Source organism: Kocuria sp. 2SI (assembly GCF_005502825.1).
In the GTDB taxonomy this organism is placed as follows: domain Bacteria; phylum Actinomycetota; class Actinomycetes; order Actinomycetales; family Micrococcaceae; genus Kocuria; species Kocuria palustris.
This window is the reverse complement of record NZ_SCNB01000025.1, coordinates 1-18,731: the sequence shown is the minus strand read 5'-3', so window position 1 is coordinate 18,731 and position 18,731 is coordinate 1. Positions and strand designations below refer to the sequence as shown.

At 70.6% G+C, this 18,731-nt stretch carries 19 protein-coding genes and 1 rRNA gene; 10 read left to right on the top strand and 10 right to left on the bottom strand.

From position 1 onward, the window contains the following. Positions 1-68 precede the first annotated feature (68 nt). Positions 69-932 (bottom strand): PepSY domain-containing protein, encoded by an 864-nt coding sequence (locus FFS25_RS11765; RefSeq protein ID WP_137803051.1) that lies wholly within the window; start codon positions 930-932, stop codon positions 69-71. Positions 933-1,168: 236 nt separating this feature from the next. Between FFS25_RS11765 and FFS25_RS11760 the strand changes: the two genes are divergently transcribed. The 7 genes from FFS25_RS11760 to pknB are packed head-to-tail and all read left to right on the top strand — an operon-like array spanning position 1,169 to position 11,266. Then, on the top strand, positions 1,169-1,939 hold the full coding sequence (locus FFS25_RS11760) for an FHA domain-containing protein (protein WP_058872066.1): 771 nt from the start codon (positions 1,169-1,171) through the stop codon (positions 1,937-1,939). Beyond that, complete coding sequence (locus FFS25_RS11755; RefSeq protein ID WP_137803050.1) at positions 1,932-2,417, top strand: FHA domain-containing protein FhaB/FipA; 486 nt, start codon at positions 1,932-1,934, stop codon at positions 2,415-2,417. The genes FFS25_RS11760 and FFS25_RS11755 overlap by 8 nt, the downstream gene beginning before the upstream one ends. Before the next feature lie 3 nt (positions 2,418-2,420). After that, on the top strand, positions 2,421-3,977 hold the full coding sequence (locus FFS25_RS11750) for a PP2C family protein-serine/threonine phosphatase (protein ID WP_137803049.1): 1,557 nt from the start codon (positions 2,421-2,423) through the stop codon (positions 3,975-3,977). Next, the gene (locus FFS25_RS11745) at positions 3,977-5,761 is read left to right on the top strand and encodes an FtsW/RodA/SpoVE family cell cycle protein (protein ID WP_137803048.1); all 1,785 of its coding nucleotides are present in this window, start codon (positions 3,977-3,979) and stop codon (positions 5,759-5,761) included. The genes FFS25_RS11750 and FFS25_RS11745 overlap by 1 nt, the downstream gene beginning before the upstream one ends. Next, the gene (locus FFS25_RS11740) at positions 5,758-7,203 is read left to right on the top strand and encodes a peptidoglycan D,D-transpeptidase FtsI family protein (RefSeq protein ID WP_006215686.1); all 1,446 of its coding nucleotides are present in this window, start codon (positions 5,758-5,760) and stop codon (positions 7,201-7,203) included. The genes FFS25_RS11745 and FFS25_RS11740 overlap by 4 nt, the downstream gene beginning before the upstream one ends. Beyond that, on the top strand, positions 7,200-9,005 hold the full coding sequence (locus FFS25_RS11735) for a protein kinase domain-containing protein (protein WP_137803047.1): 1,806 nt from the start codon (positions 7,200-7,202) through the stop codon (positions 9,003-9,005). Before FFS25_RS11740 ends, FFS25_RS11735 begins: the two co-directional genes overlap by 4 nt. 2 nt (positions 9,006-9,007) lie before the next feature. Further along, positions 9,008-11,266, top strand: a complete 2,259-nt coding sequence (gene pknB, locus FFS25_RS11730) for a Stk1 family PASTA domain-containing Ser/Thr kinase (protein ID WP_137803046.1) — start codon at positions 9,008-9,010, stop codon at positions 11,264-11,266. A gap of 73 nt (positions 11,267-11,339) precedes the next feature. Here the strand turns inward: pknB and FFS25_RS11725 are convergent, their stop codons facing one another. Genes FFS25_RS11725 through FFS25_RS13855 form a run of 3 tightly spaced genes read right to left on the bottom strand, consistent with a single transcriptional unit; the run spans position 11,340 to position 12,513 of the window. Further along, positions 11,340-11,978, bottom strand: coding sequence for an aminodeoxychorismate/anthranilate synthase component II (locus tag FFS25_RS11725; protein ID WP_137803045.1), 639 nt, complete (start codon positions 11,976-11,978; stop codon positions 11,340-11,342). 39 nt (positions 11,979-12,017) lie between these two features. Then, the gene (locus FFS25_RS11720; RefSeq protein ID WP_137803044.1) at positions 12,018-12,200 is read right to left on the bottom strand and encodes a hypothetical protein; all 183 of its coding nucleotides are present in this window, start codon (positions 12,198-12,200) and stop codon (positions 12,018-12,020) included. Between the two features lie 13 nt (positions 12,201-12,213). Beyond that, a complete protein-coding gene (locus FFS25_RS13855; RefSeq protein ID WP_406918281.1) occupies positions 12,214-12,513 on the bottom strand; it encodes a sortase domain-containing protein in 300 nt (99 codons plus the stop codon). A 273-nt stretch (positions 12,514-12,786) separates the two neighbouring features. Between FFS25_RS13855 and FFS25_RS11710 the strand changes: the two genes are divergently transcribed. Then, the gene (locus tag FFS25_RS11710; protein ID WP_235586823.1) at positions 12,787-13,251 is read left to right on the top strand and encodes a cell division protein CrgA; all 465 of its coding nucleotides are present in this window, start codon (positions 12,787-12,789) and stop codon (positions 13,249-13,251) included. Beyond that, positions 13,248-13,442 (top strand): hypothetical protein, encoded by a 195-nt coding sequence (locus tag FFS25_RS11705; protein ID WP_058872058.1) that lies wholly within the window; start codon positions 13,248-13,250, stop codon positions 13,440-13,442. Before FFS25_RS11710 ends, FFS25_RS11705 begins: the two co-directional genes overlap by 4 nt. 157 nt (positions 13,443-13,599) lie before the next feature. Here the strand turns inward: FFS25_RS11705 and FFS25_RS11700 are convergent, their stop codons facing one another. From FFS25_RS11700 to FFS25_RS11685, 4 genes are all read right to left on the bottom strand, one after another. Beyond that, positions 13,600-14,148, bottom strand: a complete 549-nt coding sequence (locus FFS25_RS11700; protein ID WP_058872057.1) for a YceI family protein — start codon at positions 14,146-14,148, stop codon at positions 13,600-13,602. 176 nt (positions 14,149-14,324) lie between these two features. Continuing rightward, the gene (locus FFS25_RS11695) at positions 14,325-14,936 is read right to left on the bottom strand and encodes a flavin reductase family protein (protein ID WP_082677033.1); all 612 of its coding nucleotides are present in this window, start codon (positions 14,934-14,936) and stop codon (positions 14,325-14,327) included. A gap of 250 nt (positions 14,937-15,186) precedes the next feature. After that, entirely contained in the window at positions 15,187-15,747 is a 561-nt protein-coding gene (locus tag FFS25_RS11690) for a flavin reductase family protein (protein WP_058872056.1), read from the bottom strand. A gap of 35 nt (positions 15,748-15,782) precedes the next feature. Next, complete coding sequence (locus FFS25_RS11685; RefSeq protein ID WP_349654433.1) at positions 15,783-16,643, bottom strand: alpha-ketoglutarate-dependent dioxygenase AlkB; 861 nt, start codon at positions 16,641-16,643, stop codon at positions 15,783-15,785. A gap of 242 nt (positions 16,644-16,885) precedes the next feature. Here FFS25_RS11685 and FFS25_RS11680 point away from each other — a divergent pair, with 242 nt between their 5' ends. Continuing rightward, positions 16,886-17,692 carry an alpha/beta fold hydrolase gene (locus FFS25_RS11680; protein ID WP_137803042.1) on the top strand — a complete coding sequence of 269 codons (807 nt, stop codon included), beginning with the start codon at positions 16,886-16,888 and terminating at the stop codon, positions 17,690-17,692. Positions 17,693-17,710: 18 nt separating this feature from the next. Here the strand turns inward: FFS25_RS11680 and FFS25_RS11675 are convergent, their stop codons facing one another. After that, positions 17,711-18,118 (bottom strand): sugar O-acetyltransferase, encoded by a 408-nt coding sequence (locus tag FFS25_RS11675; RefSeq protein ID WP_212742747.1) that lies wholly within the window; start codon positions 18,116-18,118, stop codon positions 17,711-17,713. 502 nt (positions 18,119-18,620) lie between these two features. Further along, positions 18,621-18,731, bottom strand: a 5S ribosomal RNA gene (rrf, locus tag FFS25_RS11670); the annotation flags it as partial.

Sequence of the window (18,731 nt, the reverse complement as noted above, 5' to 3'; positions counted from 1 at the left end):
GACCCGCACGAGGAAGCCCGTCCCCGCCATCACGGCGGGGACGGGCTTCGTCGTGCGCAGGGTCCGGATCAGCGGTCGACGCCGATGACGTCGCCGCTGCTCGCGTCCACGTCCACGTCGATCTCGTCGTCGAACTCGACCTGCCAGGCGATCGTGCCGTCGTCCTCGTCCAGCGAGACCTCGGTGACGGTGCCGTCCTGGTCGGCGGAGGCCGCCTCGATGGCATCGGCCATGGAGACCTCGACCGAGGCGGGATCCACGTCCTGATCGTCCTGCTCGGTCTCGGTGACCTCGGTGGACAGGTCCTCGCTGACGCGGACCTCCTGCTCGTCGGAGCCCTCGACCACGGTGACCTTCCAGCCGGCGGCGCCCTTCTCCTCGATGGCCACGGCGGTGGAGCCGTCGAGCGTGCCCTCGGCCGCGCCCAGGATCTCGTCGAGCTGCGCGGAGTCCGCGGGGACGCCCGAGCCGGCGGCGGAGGAGGGGCCCTCCGAGGCACCCGCCGACGCGTCATCGGAGGCGTCGGCCGAGGCATCGTCGGACGCGTCATCAGATGCATCCTCCGAGGCGTCATCGGACGCGTCGTCCGAGGCATCGTCGGAAGCACCCTCGGACGCGTCGTCGGAGGCATCATCCGATGCGTCATCCGAGGCGTCGTCAGACGCGTCATCCGAGCTCTGCTCGGTGGCGTCGTCCGAGGTGCCCGTCGAGGCGTCGTCGGAGGCATCCTGGGACTGCGACTGCGCGGCATCGGCCGCGTCATCCGAGTCGGCGGCGCCGCAGCCGGCGAGCAGAAGGGCGCTCAGCCCGAGCACCGGCAGCGCCAGGCTCAGCGAGCGGCTGCGCCGACGGCGACCGACGCCGACCGCCGATGCCATGACACCCTCGGGCGGGGAAGCATTCACGTGCTGATCAGCATTCTTGGTATCCATGGCCCCACCTTGGCCCAGTCGACGGACGAGCTCAAGGGCCAGGGCATCGGCTTGCCGCCGCCGTCTCAGCTGGCACTCATCTGCACTCCACCGGGCACTCATCCTCATGTGACTGAATCTGCATCCCGGCAGTCCTCGGTGCGTCTCCGTCAGCACCATCTACTATCTTGAGACCATGCTCGCACCCTGTCGGGCTGGACCGCCCTGCATCACCCGAGCCCCGTGGAAGGAGGCGCATGGGATTCCTGGACAACCTCGAACGCGGCATCGAGAAGGCCGTGCGCACCGCGTTCTCCACGGGATCGCGGCGACGCATCGAAGCAGTGGAGATCGCCAGCGCGCTGCGTCGCGAGCTCGACGAGCACTCGTTCACGATCTCGGCGGGGCGCACCATGGCGCCCAACGACTTCATCGTCGAGTTCTCGGACGAGGACTTCCCCCGCGCCCAGGAATGGGGCACCCCGCTGGCGGAGGAGCTGTGCGAGGTCGTCATCAAGCACGCCCGCTCGCAGGCCTACACGCTGCAGGGCTCCGTCCGCGTCTCGTTCACCCGCAATCCCGAGATCGAGCGCGGCAGCTTCGAGATCATCTCCTCGGCCCGCCGCACGAGCACCGAGGACGCCGCCCCGAGCCCGTCAGCCGCTCGTGAGGCTCCTCGTCCCGCACGGCCCGCCGGGACTCCGCACCGCACGCCTGAGAACTGGGTGCCGGTGCTGGACATCGACGGCCAGCGCCTGAGCGTGGAGGCCGACTCGATCATCCTGGGCCGCTCCTCCGGCGCGGACATCACCGTCGAGGACACCGGGGTCTCGCGCCAGCATCTGGAGATCCGCCGCGAGGGGGAGCACTGGCTCGCCGTGGACCTCGGCTCGACCAACGGCTCCCTGGTGGACGGCCAGCGCCTGCGCGGACGCACCGAGCTCGTCAACGGCGCGGTCATCGAGATGGGCCGCACCCGCATCGTCTTCCGGCTCGTCGCCCCCAGGAGGACTCGGAAGAATGTCTGAGCTGACCGTCACGCTGCTGCGCTTCGGGTTCCTGGCACTGCTGTGGGTCATGATCCTGGCCGTGGTCCTCACGCAGGGCCGCGACCTCTCCGTGGACCGGCGCCGCCGCAGGTCCTCCGCGCGCAGCGGGCAGCAGCGGCGCGGCGCCGCCCCAGCACCCGCTGCGGCCGGGCCTGCGCCCCGTCATCTCCCCAGCACCCTCGTGGTCCTCCAGGGCCCCACCGGCGGGCGGACGCACCAGCTCGGCAGCGCCCCCGTGACCATGGGCCGCTCCTCCGAGTGCGACATCCCCCTGGAGGACGACTACGCCTCCGGCCGCCACGCCCGCCTGTTCCCGCAGGGCTCGCGCTGGTTTCTGGAGGATCTGGGCTCGACCAACGGCACCTACATCGACGAGCAGCGCCTGACCCGCGCCGTCCCCGTCGACGCCGGCCGCCCCTTCCGCGTGGGCAAGTCCGTGCTGGAACTGAGGTCCTGACCCATGGCCCTCGCCTTCCGCTTCGCCGCCCGCTCGGATGTGGGCAGGATCCGCTCCAAGAACGACGACTCCGCCTACGCGGGTCGTCATCTCGCCGTCGTCGCCGACGGCATGGGCGGGCACGTCGGCGGTGACGTCGCCTCGGCATCGGCCGTGATCGACCTGACGCATCTGGACCGCGGCGGCTTCGGCGGCCACGCCGTGACCGAGCTCGCCGACGAGATCCAGAACGCCAACCAGAACCTCGCGGAGCTGGTGCGCCAGCAGCCGCGCCTGGCCGGCATGGGCACCACCGTGACCTCGCTGCTCATCGACGGCAATCAGATCGCCCTGTGCCACATCGGCGATTCCCGCGCCTACCGCCTGCGCGGCGACGCCTTCGAGCAGATCACCACCGACCACACCTTCGTGCAGCGCCTCATCGAGGAGGGCCGCCTGCGCCCGGAGGAGGCCGAGACCCACCCGCATCGCAACGTCCTGATGCGCGTCCTCGGCGATGTCGACGCCTCGCCCGAGCTCGAGGCCGAGGTCTACGACGCCGTCGTCGGCGAGCGCTGGCTGCTGTGCTCCGACGGGCTCAACGCGGTCATGAAGCCCGCGGCGATCGAGTCGCTGCTGCGCTCGGACGCGGAGCTCGACGAGATCGCCCAGACCCTGGTGCGCGCGACCCTCAAGCGCGGCGCCCCGGACAACGTCACGGTGGTCGTGCTCGAGGTCGTCGACGCCGCCGACCTCGAGTCCGCTGACACCGACCTGACCGGCGCGCTGCCGGATCCGGACGAGGCCCTGACCTCCGATCAGCTCACCGAACGGGCCCGCGCCTCCGCTCCCGCGCAGGAGCCCGAGGCCGTCACGGCGCCGGCACCATGGGCGGCGTCTGCGCAGGAGCAGCCCCAGGAGCCGCAGGACACCAGCGCGGCCGAGCTGCGCCGCGGTCTCGACGAGCTGCCGCATGTCCTGGTGGGTGCAGCGGCCAACGCCACGCAGACCGGCCGCATCCCCACCGTGAGCGGCTCCGCGGCCGCACGTCGTGCGACCCTCGTGCGCACCTCCGCCGCGGACTCCCTCACGGACATCTCCGAGGTCGACTCCGCCCTGCAGACCCGCAGCTCGCACCGGCGCGGCCGGATCATCGGCAGCGTCGTGGCGATCCTCGTGGTCGCCGCGCTCGTCACGGCCGGGGCGCTGGCCTATGCATGGACCCGGGGGCAGTACTTCGTCGGCTCCGACGGCGACAACGTCGCGATCTACCAGGGGGTGAACCAGAGCCTCGGGCCCATCCAGCTCTCCGAGGTCCAGCAGTCCACCGACCTGGCGGTCGACGACCTCCCCGGCTACGCCCGCTCGCGAGTCGAGGACACGATCGCCGCCAATGACCTCGGCCACGCCGAGAGCATCGTGCTCGGGCTGCGCTCGGACGCCGCGCGCTCCGACCGCGAGCGCCAGGAGGCCGAGGACGAGGCGCAGGACTCGGCCAGCCGCGAGCCCTCGCCCGGGTCCACCGGCACCGTGAACTACCCCGAGTCCTCCAGAAGCGCCGATGAGGGAGGGGAGGGCTGATGTCGACCCAGGCCGCCGCCCCCGCACTCGGCACCGCCTCGCGGGAGCCGATCCAGCGCCGCAGGCGCGTGACCGAGCTCGTGCTGCTGCTGCTCGCGCTCGCCCTGGCCGTCGGGGCCAACTTCCTCGTGGACCCTGAGCGCTTCGCCGAGGACAGCGGGCATGTGCTGCGCACCGCGATCGTGCTGGGCGTCGGCTCCCTGCTCGTGCATGTCATCCTGTGGATCCGCGCCCCGTACGCGGATCCGTACATCCTGCCGATCGTCGTGACCCTCAACGGCCTCGGCCTGGCGATGATCCACCGCATCGACCTGCTGATGGACTCGGACGCCGCAGGCAGCCAGCTGCTGTGGACGGGCGTGGGCGTGGCCGCCGCTGCCGCGGTGCTCCTGCTGCTCAGGGACCACCGGGCGCTTCGCAAGGTGACCTACATCTCGCTGGTGGCCTCCGCCCTGCTGCTGATCCTGCCGCTGCTGCCCGGGCTCGGCACCGAGATCAACGGAGCACGGATCTGGATCTCCATCGGCGGGCGGACCTTCCAGCCCGGCGAGATCGCCAAGATCACCCTGGCGATCTTCTTCGCGGGCTACTTGTCCACGAACCGCGACGTCATCCTGCTGGCCGGGCCCAAGATCGGCCCCCTCCATCTGCCGCGCTTCCGGGATCTCGCGCCCCTGTTCGCCGCGTGGCTCGTGGCCATCGGGGTGCTCGTGCTGCAGCGCGACCTCGGCACCGCGATCCTGTTCTTCGGCCTGTTCGTGGCCATGCTCTACCTCGCCACCGGCCGCCTGAGCTGGATCATCCTGGGGCTGATCTTCGTGGCCGCCGGAGGCTTCGTGGCCTCTCAGACCTTCGGCCACGTCGCGGCCCGTCTCGACTCCTGGATCCACGCCTTCGATCCGGAGATCTACGACGCCCCCGTCGGCGGCTCGCGCCAGATCGTGCAGGGCCTGTTCGGCCTGGCCTCCGGCGGGCTGTTCGGCCAGGGCTGGGGCCAGGGCCGACCCGATCTGGTCTCCTATGCCAATTCGGACATGATCATCACGGCCTTCGGCGAGGAGCTCGGGCTCATCGGCGTGTCCGCGATCCTCATCCTGTTCTTCCTGCTGGCCTCGCGCGGCTACCGGGCCTCGCTGGGCACCCCGGACACCTTCGGCAAGCTGCTCGCCGCCGGCATGGCCTCGATCATGGTCATCCAGCTGTTCGTCGTCGTCGGCGGCGTGACCCGCGTGATCCCCCTGACGGGCCTGACCACGCCGTTCATGTCGGCAGGCGGCTCCTCGATGCTCTCGAACTGGATCATCGTGGCGCTGCTGCTCGCGATCTCGCATTCCGCTCGCCGCCCGATCGTGTACGGCCCGGCCAGCGACGAGGAGATCGCCGAGTTCGAGGCCCACGAGCAGGAGGAGGCCGAGCGGGCCAAGGCGGAGGAGGCCGCTCGCCTCGAGCGCGCCGAGCGCCGTCGCGCGCGTCGCGAGGAGCGCTCCGACGACGATCCCGAGGAGGAGGCCCCCGCAGGCTCGGCCGCTCGGCGAGCTTCGGGCCTGCCCGGGGCGCAGAGCCGAGGCGGCTCCGGCCGAGCTCGCGAGCTGGCCCCCGAGGCCAGCTCCGAGGAGACCGAGGTCGTCCCGCTGGCCCGCAGCTCCCGCTCCGCAGCAGCTGATGCGGACGACGAGCCCACCGAGATCCGCACCCCCGACCCGGCCGCAGACCTGCGGCCCCGCCGCTCCGGCGGGTCAGCCCAGCACCAGAGCCCGCAGGACACCAGAGGAGGCAGGCCGTGAACCGCTCGATCCGTCACGTGTGGATGGCAGCCGTCGCCATGTTCGCGGTGCTGCTGCTGGCCCTGACGTCCATCATGTTCTTCCAGCAGCGCTCGCTCGCAGCCGACCCCTGGAACACCCGCACCCTGTACGAGCAGTTCGGCAGGGACCGCGGCTCGATCCTGGCAGGCGGCGAGGAGATCGCCCGCTCGGTGCCCACCGAGGGCGACTACGCCTTCGCCCGGGAGTACCCGCAGGGCGATCTCTACTCCGAGGTCACCGGGTACTTCTCCCCCGTCTACGGCGCCACGGCGCTCGAGCAGGAGATGGGCGATGAGCTCTCCGGCTCCTCGGACGACCAGTTCTACAACCGGGTGATGTCCACGCTGTCCGGCGAGCAGCAGACGGGCGCCTCGGTCGAGACCACGCTGGATCCCGAGCTGCAGCAGATCGCCCACGATTCGCTCCAGGGCCGCCAGGGCGCCATCGTGGCGATCGAGCCTGACACCGGCCGGATCCTGGCCATGGCGTCCTCGCCGGGGTTCGACCCCAACAAGATGTCCTCGCACGACACCGAGTCCGTGATGGCCGCCTCGGAGGCCTACAGCAGCGATCCGGCCCAGCCTCTGGTCAATCGCACGATCGGCGGCGATCTCTACGCCCCGGCCTCCACGTTCAAGCTGATCGACACCGTCGCGGCCCTGGAGTCCGGCGAGTACACGACCGACACCGAGATCCCGAACCCCCAGGAGCTCGAGCTGCCCGGCACGAGCATCACCCTGCCGAACTACCGCGGCGGCCCGTGCGATGCTCGCGACGTGGCCGACTTGCAGTTCGCCCTCGAGAACTCCTGCAACGTGCCGTTCGCCCAGGTCGCCATGGACCTCGGCGAGGACCGGATCGCCCAGACCGCGGAGAACTTCGGCTACGGCCAGGACCTCGACATCCCCATGTCCGTGACGCCGTCCAGCTTCCCGGAGGGCATGACCGACGCCGAGCTCGCCATGGCCTCGATCGGGCAGTACGACGTCCGCTCAACCCCCATGCAGGTCGCCATGATCTCGGCGGCCCTCGGCAACGACGGCGTCCTGATGAAGCCCCAGCTCGTGGACCAGGTCCGCTCCTCGGACCTGTCGGTGATCCAGGACTTCGAGCCCGAAGAGCTGAACCAGGCGACCTCTGCGGATGTCGCTGACACCCTGGAGGATCTGATGGTCTCCGACGTGGACAATGGAATCGCCCGCGGCGCCGCGGTGCCCGGCCACTCGGTGGCGGGCAAGACCGGCACCGCGGAGATCGGCTCCGAGACGGGCCTCACGGACTCCTGGTTCACCGGCTTCGCGCCCGCGGATGATCCGGAGATCGCGATCGCCGTCGTGTTCGAGGACGTGGACACCACAACGGCCTCCACGCTGACGTCCCCCACTGCACAGCGCATGTTCGAGGAGGTGCTCACCCGATGAGGCCCTCCAAGAAGACTGTCCTCGGCGGCCGGTACGCCCTGACCGATCGGATCGCGATCGGCGGCATGGGCGAGGTGTGGAAGGCGAAGGACCAGGTCCTGGGCCGCATCGTCGCGGTGAAGATCCTCAAGGAGGAGTACAACGGCGATCCGAGCTTCCTCCAGCGCTTCCGCGCCGAGGCTCGGCATACCGCGCTGCTCAATCACCCGGGTGTGGCCAACGTCTACGACTACGGCGAGGACGACGGCTCCGCCTACCTCGTCATGGAGCTGGTCCCGGGTGAGCCGCTGTCGAACCTGATCGACCGCGACCGCCGCCTGCCCGTGGACGATGTCCTGAACTACATCGGGCAGACGGCCCGCGCGCTGGCCGCCGCGCACGCGCAGGGTCTCGTGCACCGCGACGTCAAGCCCGGCAACCTGATGATCACGCCGGAGAAGCGCGTGAAGGTCACCGACTTCGGGATCGCCCGCGTGGCCGATCAGGTCCCGCTGACGGCCACGGGCCAAGTCATGGGCACCGCCCAGTACCTGGCTCCCGAGCAGGCCACCGGTCAGACCGCCACCGGCTCTTCGGACATCTACTCGCTGGGCATCATCGGCTACGAGTGCCTGGCCGGAAAGCGCCCGTTCACCGGCGATTCGCAGATCGCGATCGCCCTGGCGCAGGTCAACGACCCGCCCCCGCCGCTGCCCAAGGATGTCCCGCCGGGGCCGCGCGCGCTGATCATGTCCATGCTCGCCAAGGACCCGGCGGACCGCCCGTCCACGGCCGGTGCGCTGGCCAGCGCGGTGGACGCGATCCGACGAGACGACCTCGAGGCCGCCGTCGTGGCCGTTCCGGGCATGCGCCCCTTCCTGGACGGAGAGGTCTCCGGCCCCACAGGAGCCGACGCCAAGCCCGCGAGCTCCGCCGCTGCGGGCGAGCGCGCCCAGGAGGATTCCGCCGACGATTCCACCGCGGCCTTCGACACCGTCGACCCCGTGACCCCCGCGCCCTCGGGCCCCGATCGCACGGGCAACCCGGCGGCCCCGCGCAGCTCCTCGAGCGGCGGCTCCGGGTCTTCGAAGGCCGAAGGCGGCGGCTCGAGGACCGCGCCCATGCTCATCGGCGCCGTCATCGTCCTGACTCTCGTGGTGATCGGGCTGGCCGTCATGCTCGTCCTGGGCAGCGGGGGCGACGACTCGAGGACCCCGGAGGGGACCGTCTCGACCGCCGGCGCCTCGAGCGGGGCCGGGGGCGGGAGCGTCGAGGTCGTCGCCCAGGACCTGATCGGGCTGGACGTCGACGACGTCGTGGCCGATCTGACGAGCCGGGGGCTGAACGTGGAGCAGGTCGGCCAGGCCAGCAGCAGCCGCCCCGAGGGCGAGGTGCTCGCCGTCTCGCCGGCCGGCACCCTGAACCCCGGGGACACCGTGACCGTGACGCACTCGAGCGGCCCGGAGATGGCCACCCTGCCCGATGACCTGACCGGTCGCCCGGCGCAGGACGCCGCCGATGACATCACTGCCCTGGGCGTGAACGTGGACATCTACTACGAGGAGTCCGACGCGCAGGACGACGGCGACGTCGTGAGCTCGGACCCCGCCGAGGGCCAGGAGGTCGAGGTCGGCTCCTCGGTCGCCCTGACCGTCGCGGGCGGCGCCGATGACCAGACCTCCGCGGCATCCGCCGAGACCTCCCAGACCCGTGCCGCGTCGGAGCAGGGCCCCAGCCCCGACGCGCTCGACACCGAACAGAACGCAGCAGTTTCGGCCGACGCCTCCCCCGGCGCCGAGCAGTCCCTGCCCGTGGAAGGCTGATCATGGAGCAGTCCCCCATTCCCGAGCTGATCAACAACCGCTACGAGGTCAAGGAGACCATCGGACGCGGCGGCATGGCGACCGTCTACAAGGCCTCCGACCGGAGGCTCGGGCGCGACGTGGCCATCAAGGTGCTCAAGCCCGAGCTCGCCCGCGACGACTCCTTCCAGGAGCGGTTCCAGCGGGAGGCGCAGGCGGTCGCCGGGCTGAACCACCACACGATCACCTCGGTGTACGACACCGGCGAGATCCCGCCGGACGTCCCCTCGGACATCGCCTGCCCGTACATCGTCATGGAGTACGTGCCGGGCCAGACGCTTCGACAGCTGATCCGCGAGGATCGGCTCAGCACCGAGGACGCCGTGAATGCCATGGAGGGCATACTCGATGCCCTGGCCTACAGCCACCGCTCGGGCATCGTCCACCGCGATATCAAGCCCGCGAACGTGATCATCACCCCGGACGACCGGGTCAAGGTCATGGACTTCGGCATCGCCCGCGCCGTCGAGGACACCCAAGCCGCGCTCACCCAGACCCAGGCCGTGCTGGGCACCGCCCAGTACCTCTCCCCGGAGCAGGCTCGCGGCGAGAACGTCGATGCCCGCTCCGATCTCTACTCCGCGGCCTGCGTGTTCTTCGAGATGCTCACCGGCCGGGCGCCGTTCGTGGGCGAGGCCTCGGTGGACATCGCGGCCCAGCACGTCCGCGACGCCCCTCCCCAGCCCTCGAGCCTGGCGCCTCAGCTGCACCCGCAGTTCGACACGTTCATGCTCCAGGCGCTGGCCAAGCCGCGCGACTCCCGCTTCCAGTCCGCTGAGGAGATGCGTCGCGCCGTCGTCGAGCTGCGCGAGCCCGCACGGATCGACGCCACGACCATGACCCGTCCGATCGCCGCGACCGGAGCCGCCGCCGACGGCGCCGGCGAGCCCGCAGACGGTCCGCACACGGCCGTCACCCCGGCCGCAGCGGCCGGTCTCGGCGCGGCGGGCGGCGCTGCAGCCGGTGCGGCAGCGGCCGGCGGCTCCTCCCAGGGTCAGGCTGGGCAGGCCGCCCCCGTCTTCACGATCACGCCGTCCGCCGATGACCCGAGCACCGCCTCCGCGGCGGGCGGCGGCGGGTCGGGCTTCGATCCGGATGCCCCGCGAGGCGGTCGCACCCCGGCCTCGGACCGGGACCGCAAGCGCCGCAGCCCCCTGGCCTGGCTGATCCCCTTGCTCCTGCTGCTGGCGGCCGCGGCCGTCGCCGCGTTCCTATGGCTCAACCGCGGCCCGGAGCAGGTCGACGTCCCGGATGTCGTGGGACTCGAGGCCGATGACGCGCAGAACCAGCTCGAGGACGCCGGATTCGTGGTCGACACCGAGGAGGAGCTCAGCTCCGACGTGGAGCGCGACCACGTGATCTCCGTCGATCCCGGCGAGGGCACGGAGGTGGACGAGGGCTCCTCGGTCACGATCACCGTGTCCCAGGGCAGCGAGGCCGTGACGGTCCCCTCGGATCTCGAGGGCCAGTCGGAGAGCTACGCCCGCGAGATGATCTCCGCCGCCGGCCTCGAGGCCGCCGAGGAGACGCAGACCCGCAACTCCCCGACCGTCCCCGCGGACATGGTCGTGGCCACCGATCCGGAGGGAGGCTCGGAGGTCCCCCGCGACTCGTCCGTGGGACTCATCCTCTCCACCGGTCGCGTCACCGTCCCGGACGTCCTGGGCATGACGCAGTCCGAGGCCGCGGATCGGCTCGGCGCCGATGACACCCAGCTCGGCACCTCGGTGGCCGAGGAGCGGACCTCGGAGTATGCGGCCGGCACCGTCATCCGGCAGTCGGTGGAGGGCGGCCAGGACGTCACGCAGGGCAGCACCATCACGATCACCGTGGCGGTCGCACCCCCGGCTCCGCAGCCCACCACCCCTGAGGACGACGGCAGCGACGAGCCCACCTCGGAGCCGACCTCCGAGGAGCCCACGGAGGAGCCGACCACGGAGGACGCCACCGAAGAGCCGACCGAGGAGCCCACGGAGGAGCCCACGGAGGAGCCGACCCAGAAGCCCAGCTCCCCCGCTCCGACGGCGGACCGGCCCAGCAGCTCGAGCAGCTCCGGTTCGGGCGGCTCCTCCGCTTCGGGCGGTTCGTCCGGCTCCGGGGGCTCCTCCGGCTCGGGCGGCTCCAGCCGCGGCTCCGGCTCCGCTTCCAGCGGCTCGGCGGAGGACTCCGCAGCCCGTGCCGAGGAGGCCGGCAGCGCCGCCTCGAGCCCCTCGGAAGCCTGAGCGCAGACAGCGAAGCGGCCCCGGTCAGATCTGACCGGGGCCGCTTCGCTGTCTGCGCCGTACGAGTCCGCGCTCAGTGCGCCAGCAGCGGGGAGAGATCCGCCGCCTTCTCGGCGGCGCCGGAGAGGCCGCACATCTCGAGCCAGTTGCCGAGCATGAGATGCCCGCCCTCGGTGAGCACGGACTCCGGATGGAACTGCACTCCATGGATGGGGGCGCTGCGGTGCGACAGGCCCATGATGTGCCCGTCCTCGGTCCAGGCGGTGACCCGCAGGACCTCGGGGACGTCCTGCGCGGAGACCGACAGCGAGTGGTAGCGGGTCGCGGTGAAGGGTGACGGGACGCCTGCGAAGATGCCGTCGTCCTCGTGGCTGACCTCGGAGGTCTTGCCGTGCATGAGCTGCTCCGAGTGCCCGACGGTCCCGCCGAAGACCTGGCCGAGCGACTGGTGTCCCAGGCACACCCCGAACAGGGGCTGGCCGGTGCGCTCCGCGCGTCGGACCAGGGAGGCGCACACCCCGGCCTCCGCAGGGGTGCCGGGCCCGGGAGAGAGCAGGACGCCGTCGTGCTGATCCGCCAGCTGCGCGATCTCGGTCTCGCTGAGATCGTCGTTGCGCACCACGGTGGTCTGCGCCCCCAGCTGCTGGAGGTACCCCACGAGGGTGTAGACGAAGCTGTCGTAGTTGTCGACGACGAGGATCTTCACGGTCACGGCGACCTCCTGAGGGCTGCGGATGCTCTGGCGTCCAGGCTACTGCTGCGACGAGGACGAGGTGTCCATGGTGATCTCGCCCTGCAGCGGCGAGAACTCCTCCTGCACCCAGGGGAGGACGTACTGCATCAGCGCGAGCACCACCAGCGCGATCAGGAGGACGGTGAGCATCACCTTGACCGCGAAGGGGCCGGGCAAGCGGCAGAAGATCCAGGCGCACATGAGCTCTCCTGTCTCATTGTCCGTCGGCGTCGCGCTGGACGACGTCGGCGATCTCGGGGGGGGGCGGCCCGGCGGAGTTCGGGCGCCACGACTCCAGCTGCACGTGGACGATGATGCGCTCGCCCTCCGTGAGGGCGTCGATGTGATCCAGCACCGCGCCGTTGGTCTGCCGGTGCCCAGCTACCGCGAAATTGCCCTCGTCGCCAGGCCTGGCCGTGCCCGGGTAGTGGCCCAGGCCGAAGGTGTCGAGCACCTCTGAGGTCGTCCCCTCGATCACCGGCCGCGAGTAGCCCTCGCCGATCACGGAGATCACGGCTGCGATGCTGGAGGCAGGTCGTCGAGGCGCATGCGGCTGCGCGACTGTGCGCACGATGTTCCCTCGGGGGACGTCGCTCGCCGCGGCGACCAGGGGGGGGTGCGGAAGTGGGGAGCATCCCAGACGCTGAGGAGTCGCACAGGCGGCGCTTCAGAGCCTGCCGATAGTATGGGCGGGTTCTCGGCCTGGTCGAAATCCATGACGGGGCCGCGGGCCTCTTCGTGGGGCGACCCGCCGCGGCCAGGGCCACCACAGCAGGAGGTTGCATCCGTGTCCCAGTCCAAGAAGCGCCGGCTCCGCTCGGGGTCCTCCGCGGCCTCGGAGGCTGCCGGCTCGACCTCGTCCACGGCCGCCGTGGACGAGGAGCTCACCCGCCTGGCCGTCGAGGCCCTGCCGGAGGCCCAGCGGCGACGCTGGGAGCGCGACCAGCGCGCCGCGGCCGCTGCTCGGGACGCCCGCATCAGCTCGGGCGAGGAGCCCGATGACGAGCGCGATGCCGAGGAGCTCGCGGAGGAGATCAAGGTCTCCTCGCGTGCCACCGCCCCGGACGCCGATCCGACTCCCGTCTGGTACCAGGTGATCATGTTCGGTCTGATCGTCATCGGTCTGGCCTGGCTCATCCTGTGGTATCTGCTCGACTTCACCTACCCCATCCCGGGCATCGGATACTGGAATGTGGGCATCGGCATCGGTCTGATGATGATCGGGCTGCTGATGACCACGAGGTGGCGTTGACCCCGCAGCAGCCGTCGCAGGGCGGCCCCGAAGACGACCGCGAGCCCGAGCCCCTCCAGGACGAGATCGCCAAGGAGGCCCGCAGCTCCTCCCGCGGCGCTGCGCTGTTCGAGGTCCGCGTGCGTCGCCTCGTCCTGCTGCTGGTCGTCGCGATCCCGCTGATCGGGTGGATCGCCTCCTCCCTGCGCTGAGCCGACCGCGCCCCTCGGGAGCTGCCGCAGACGACGAAGCGCCCGTCACCGGAGGGATCCGGTGACGGGCGCTTCGTCCTTGCGCGCTGCGCAGTCCTGCGGGGGCAGGCTACGTCCGCCGGGGTGGAGAGGAGGCAGACAGACGGCGCGGCGGGTCTCAGGCCTGGGGAGCGGTGAAGGCCACGTCCAGGTTGAGCACGACCTTGTCGGAGACCAGGACGCCGCCGGCCTCGATGGCCGCGTTCCAGGTCAGCCCGAAGTCCTTGCGGGAGATCGTGGTGGTGGCCTCGAAGCCGGCGCGGGTGGTCTCGAAGGCGTCCACGACCACGCCGTTGAACTCGGTGTCGAGCTCGACCGTGCGGGTGACGCCGTTGATCGTGAGCTCGCCGGTGATGGTGCCCTCCCCGCCGCCGAGCTGGATGCTCGTGGAGTGGAACGTGATCTCCGGCTTGTTCTCGACGTCGAAGAAGTCGGCGGTGCGCAGGTGGGCGTCGCGGCTCTCGTCACCGGTGTCGATCGAGGCGGTCTTGATGACGGCGTCGATGCTGGAGTCCTCGACCTGCTCGGCGACGACGAAGTCTGCGGAGACATCGTGGAACGAGCCGCGGACCTTGGAGATGCCGGCGTGGCGGACCACGAAGCCGACCTCCGAGTGGGCGGGGTCGAAGGTCCAGGTGCCGGGGGTGAGGCGATCGAGAGTGCTCATGGGATTCCTTCTGTCAGCAGCGGCTGTGCCGCTGCGCGTCGGTCTGCCGGTGCGGGCTTCCGCAACCAGCTGCTTGATATGTCACCTAACCTACGCGCATCTGGCGTGACATGTCAACCATCTGGAGCGGATTGAGCCCTGCTCCTGCGGCGAGGCTCTCTGACCTGCGCAGATGCTCAGATCTGGTACTCGGCGACCGTGGACTCCGACAGGCTGTGGAACTGACGCTGGTGATAGACCAGCGGGGCCCCGGCAGGCTCGGACCCGAGGATCTCGAGCACGCCGCAGTTGAAGACCAGGGCCGGGCCGGCCTTGATGCGGGCCAGGGGCTCCACGCGCATCACGCGGCCGACGTCCGTGAGCAGCGGCTCCCCGGTCGGAAGCTGCCGCCAGTTCATGGCGTCGCCGAAGCGCGGCGCACCGTGGGTCGCGAAGGCACGGGCGATCGCGACGTTGGAGGAGTCCAGCAGATGCACGAGCAGCGTGTCCGCCTCGGCGACGAGGGCCGCGGAGCCGCGACGGGCCTGCAGCGAGAAGCCGATGATGGGCGGATCGGCTGAGACCGAGGACAGCGACGATGCGGTGAGTCCCACCGGGCCGTCGGGCCCCTCCGCCGTGATCACCGCCACGCCTGCCGGGTGACTGCCGAAGATCGCTCCGAATCCGCCCTTGAGGCTCGTGGTGTCCTCGAGCCGCGACGGGGGCACCACGAAGTCCGCGAGCTGCTCGGTGCGCTCCTCGGCCTCCCGCCCCTCCTGCACGGTGCTGACGCTGTCCTGCTGCGACATCTGACTCCTTACTCCTGCGATATGCCCCTGGCGTGGCCTCTTCACAGACGACGGGCGCGATCCCGCTCGCTGCGCTCCCCGCGGCAGGAGCGCTGAGGCTCCCCGGATCAGCCCTGCTGACCCAGCATTCGTCTCAGACTTCCACAAGTGCTGGGCCCGGCGGCTCGCCTGCTTCACAAAGCACAACACGGGCCTGCCGTCCGAAGATTCCTCGGTGCATGGCAAGGCGCAGCGCAGGCCGCGCGCCGCCTCAGCTGTCCAGCCCGTGGAACCCTCTGCCCCAGTGGACCAGGGGACCGGCCTGGCCCTGACTGGTGGAGGCGCCCTGCTCACCGCCCCGCCCCATGGCCACGACTCGGCCGACGACGAGCACGTGCGTGGCGGCCGGGTGGATCTGCTGCGTCTCGAGCTCGAACCATGCCAGTGCCCCATCCAGCACGACGGCGCCGCCCACGGGCGAGCGGCGGAAGCCCACCCCGTCCAGCAGACCGTCGACGGGGTTGCCCGGCGAGGCCAGCCAGGTCGCGGTCGGCTCCTGCTCCCGGCGGAGGACGCTCAGCGTCCAGGTGGGCGAGGACTCGACCGCTTCGCAGATCCGTGCCTCATCGAACAGGCTCACAGCCATGGTGGGCGGATCGTAGGAGATGTCGAGCCAGCCCGTGACGGTCACGGCGTGGTCCCGCCGCCGGTGCCGCGCAGCCACGACGGCCACGCCCGAAGCCAGCTCCTCGGCCAGCAGCCGGTAGCCGTCCGTGAACGCCTCGGTCCCGGGCTCGGCCCGGACGCTGTGCGGTGGGGTCTCGATCTCCATCTGCTGCTCCCTTGTCTGCCTCCGTCGATCGCCGGTCAGCGTCTTTCGCCGCCGGTGGCATCGGCGGCCATCGCTCGCTTGCGCTGCACCTGAGGCCCGCGCCCCGGCTTTCCGGGCACGTTGGATCGGATCGTGATGTTCAGCCGACCGCCGTGACGCAACCCGAGTGCCGGGTCGCCCGTTCCCGGGCGGATGGCCGGCACCCCATGGAAGGCCCACCGCGACTGCCGCCCGAAGACGAAGAGGTCTCCGCTGCGCAGCACGATGTCCTGGTAGGGCCGGCCGCGCGATTCCGTATTGCCCAGGCGGAAGATGCACGAGTCCCCGAGGGAGAGGGACACGATCGGCTCCGCGCCCGCTTCATCGAGGTCCTGGTGCTGTCCCATCCGCGCCGATGCGTCGTAGTAGTTCACGAGCGCGGTGGTCGGCTCGAACGACGAGGCCTCCGGAGCCTCTTCCCCGTACGCCGCAGCGACCCCACGACGACCGAGATGCCACAGCGCCGCGGGCAGCCGCTGTCCCACGGCGGCTTCATCGTCAGGAGTGCTGCCCTCCGCCGCGGCACGGCGGTCACCGGAGGCCGGCCGCGGGGACTTCGGCTCCCCAGCCGCCGCTCCCCTCTCGGGCGATGAGATCGTCGGGGCCCACGGCAGCTCCCAGGTGCGGCCCAGCACCGTAGACTGCACGGACATCACTCCGCCGGTGGAGGTCGTGTAGTGGCGCATGCGGTGATCGCCTCGCGACCACCCTCGGCACTGCGCCACGAGCTCGGCCTGCTCCTGCGTGCTGAGCCAGTCCGGGACATGAACGGCTCCGGGTGCGACCTCTCGAACCTCCCGCGGCAGCTCGAACAGCTCCGGACCCCCGGGGCCCCTGAGCCGACTCACCCTGCTCACCCGCTCCACCTCCCTGCCCGCAGACTCCTGGACGCGCCCCTCCGGACGCAGTCCACGGCCTGCCGCTCCGGCCCCAGACCGGTCTCGCCTCGATATGCCCGAGGGTATCCGTGTCCACCGACAGCACAGCAGCCCCGCCCTGGTCCTGGATAGGCTGGAGACAGGACCACAAGAAGCGCCGACCCGTGTGTCGAGGACCGCACGCTCCAGCACCGACGCGCACAGCCGCAGGAGGCCACATCATGAGCTCACAGGAGCGCAGCATCGAGATCGACGACACCGTCATCGCCTTCACGGATCAGGGCAGCGGACCGGTCATCGTCCTGCTGCACGGGCACGCCTACGACCGTTCCATGTGGAACGCCCAGGTCCCCGCGCTCGTCGAGGCCGGCTGGCGGGTCATCGCACCGGACCTGCGCGGATTCGGCGACTCGGCGGTGACCGAGGGCATCGTCTACACAGAGGAGTTCTCGAACGACCTGGCCCTGCTGCTGGATGAGCTGGGCGTGGAGACCGCCGTCGTGCTCGGATTCTCGATGGCCGGGCAGATCGCCATGCAGTTCGCCCACGACCACGCGGACTGCCTTCGCGGGCTGGTCATCTGCGACACCGTTCCGGAGGCGGAGGACCGCGCCGGACGACGACGCCGCAATGTGGGCGCCGACGCCATCCTCGCCGACGGCATGGACGCCTATGCCGAGAAGGTCCTGAGCGTGATGGTCTCGCCTCAGACCATCGAGCAGAAGCCGGAGACCGCCGAAGCCGTGCGAGCCATGATCGCCGCAGCCCCCGCCGAGGGCTCTGCGGCCTCCATGCGCGGGCGTGCGTCGCGTCAGGACTTCAGGCAGCTGCTGCCTGCGCTGCAGCTCCAGAGCCTGGTGATCGTCGGAGAGGACGACGCCTTCGATAACGGGGCCGGCCAGCGCATGGCGGAGGCCCTCCCCCAGGGCCGCCTGGTGACCATCCCCGGTGCCGGGCATACTCCGCCCATGGAGACGCCTCAGGAGTTCACGGACGCCCTCGTGAGCTTCCTGAGCCAGCTCGACTGAGCTGAAGGATCCCCGACATCAGCTCGGCCAGCCGATGCGGTCCCTGTCGGTGATCTCCCGGAGCACTCGCGCAGGGACGCCCGCGGCCACGCCGCGAGCCGGCACGTCCGAGGCGACCACGCTGCCCGATCCGATCACCGCCCCGTCGCCGATGCTGACTTCTGGGTTGATGACCACGGAGCCGCCGATCCACACCTGATCCCCAATGCGTACGGGCCGTGCCATGCAGGCACCGGCAGCGCGCTCATCGTGGTCCTCCAGCGCATGGGTGGCGGTGAAGATGCTCGTCCTCGGCCCGATCAGCACCGAGTCGCCGATGGTGATCCCTCCGCCGTCGAGCATCACGCAGTCGAAGTTGACGCAGAAGTCATCGCCCACAGAGATGTTGAAGCCGCACTCCACGCGCAGCGTCGGCTCGAAGTGCACATTGCGGCCTGCGTGCCCCACGCAAAAGGCGCAGCAGCCGCAGGCGCTCCTCCGCCGGTCTGTCGAAGCTGTCGTTGTACGCCGCGGCAACGACCACCGCTGGTTCCCTCGAGGCCAGCAGTTCGGGCGTCAGGTCGTCGTTCATATGGCCGCTGAGCACGAGCCCACGCTGCTGAGCAAGATCCATGCCCCGATCCTCTCACCGCCTCTCCCCGCTCCGTTCGCCCCCCCCGGGCAGCGCGCGCGAGTGGATCCCCAGTTGCGTTGAGGGCCCCATAGCGCAATCAACTATCCACTCGGCGCGGGGAGGAAGAGCCCCGTAGGCCGAGTGGACCCCCAATTGCGCTGAAGGACCCGATAGCGCAATCAGGTATCCACTCAGCAGGAGGGGGGGGGCAAAAAGCATCTGGGTATGCGAAAAGAGGCCAACCGCGACTCGACCCATCCTCACCCTCATGGTGAAGACGAGGAGTCAGCGATCAGCCTCTCTCCGTACAAAGAATTGCGGCGGCGACCTACTCTCCCACACCCATCAGAGTGCAGTACCATCGGCGCTGTGAGCCTTAGCTTCCGGGTTCGGGATGGGACCGGGCGTTTCCCTCACGCTATAACC

Bases quoted from the DNA above. Each gene is read 5' to 3' on its own strand.
- FFS25_RS11765 (WP_137803051.1), bottom strand. From the start codon at position 932: ATGGATACCAAGAATGCTGATCAGCACGTGAATGCTTCCCCGCCCGAG.
- FFS25_RS11700 (WP_058872057.1), bottom strand. From the start codon at position 14,148: ATGAGCACTCTCGATCGCCTCACCCCCGGCACCTGGACCTTCGACCCC.
- FFS25_RS11750 (WP_137803049.1), top strand. From the start codon at position 2,421: ATGGCCCTCGCCTTCCGCTTCGCCGCCCGCTCGGATGTGGGCAGGATC.
- FFS25_RS11760 (WP_058872066.1), top strand. From the start codon at position 1,169: ATGGGATTCCTGGACAACCTCGAACGCGGCATCGAGAAGGCCGTGCGC.
- FFS25_RS11755 (WP_137803050.1), top strand. From the start codon at position 1,932: ATGTCTGAGCTGACCGTCACGCTGCTGCGCTTCGGGTTCCTGGCACTG.
- FFS25_RS11745 (WP_137803048.1), top strand. From the start codon at position 3,977: ATGTCGACCCAGGCCGCCGCCCCCGCACTCGGCACCGCCTCGCGGGAG.
- pknB (WP_137803046.1), top strand. From the start codon at position 9,008: ATGGAGCAGTCCCCCATTCCCGAGCTGATCAACAACCGCTACGAGGTC.
- FFS25_RS11690 (WP_058872056.1), bottom strand. From the start codon at position 15,747: ATGGAGATCGAGACCCCACCGCACAGCGTCCGGGCCGAGCCCGGGACC.
- FFS25_RS11680 (WP_137803042.1), top strand. From the start codon at position 16,886: ATGAGCTCACAGGAGCGCAGCATCGAGATCGACGACACCGTCATCGCC.
- FFS25_RS11720 (WP_137803044.1), bottom strand. From the start codon at position 12,200: ATGTGCGCCTGGATCTTCTGCCGCTTGCCCGGCCCCTTCGCGGTCAAG.
- FFS25_RS11735 (WP_137803047.1), top strand. From the start codon at position 7,200: ATGAGGCCCTCCAAGAAGACTGTCCTCGGCGGCCGGTACGCCCTGACC.
- FFS25_RS11695 (WP_082677033.1), bottom strand. From the start codon at position 14,936: ATGTCGCAGCAGGACAGCGTCAGCACCGTGCAGGAGGGGCGGGAGGCC.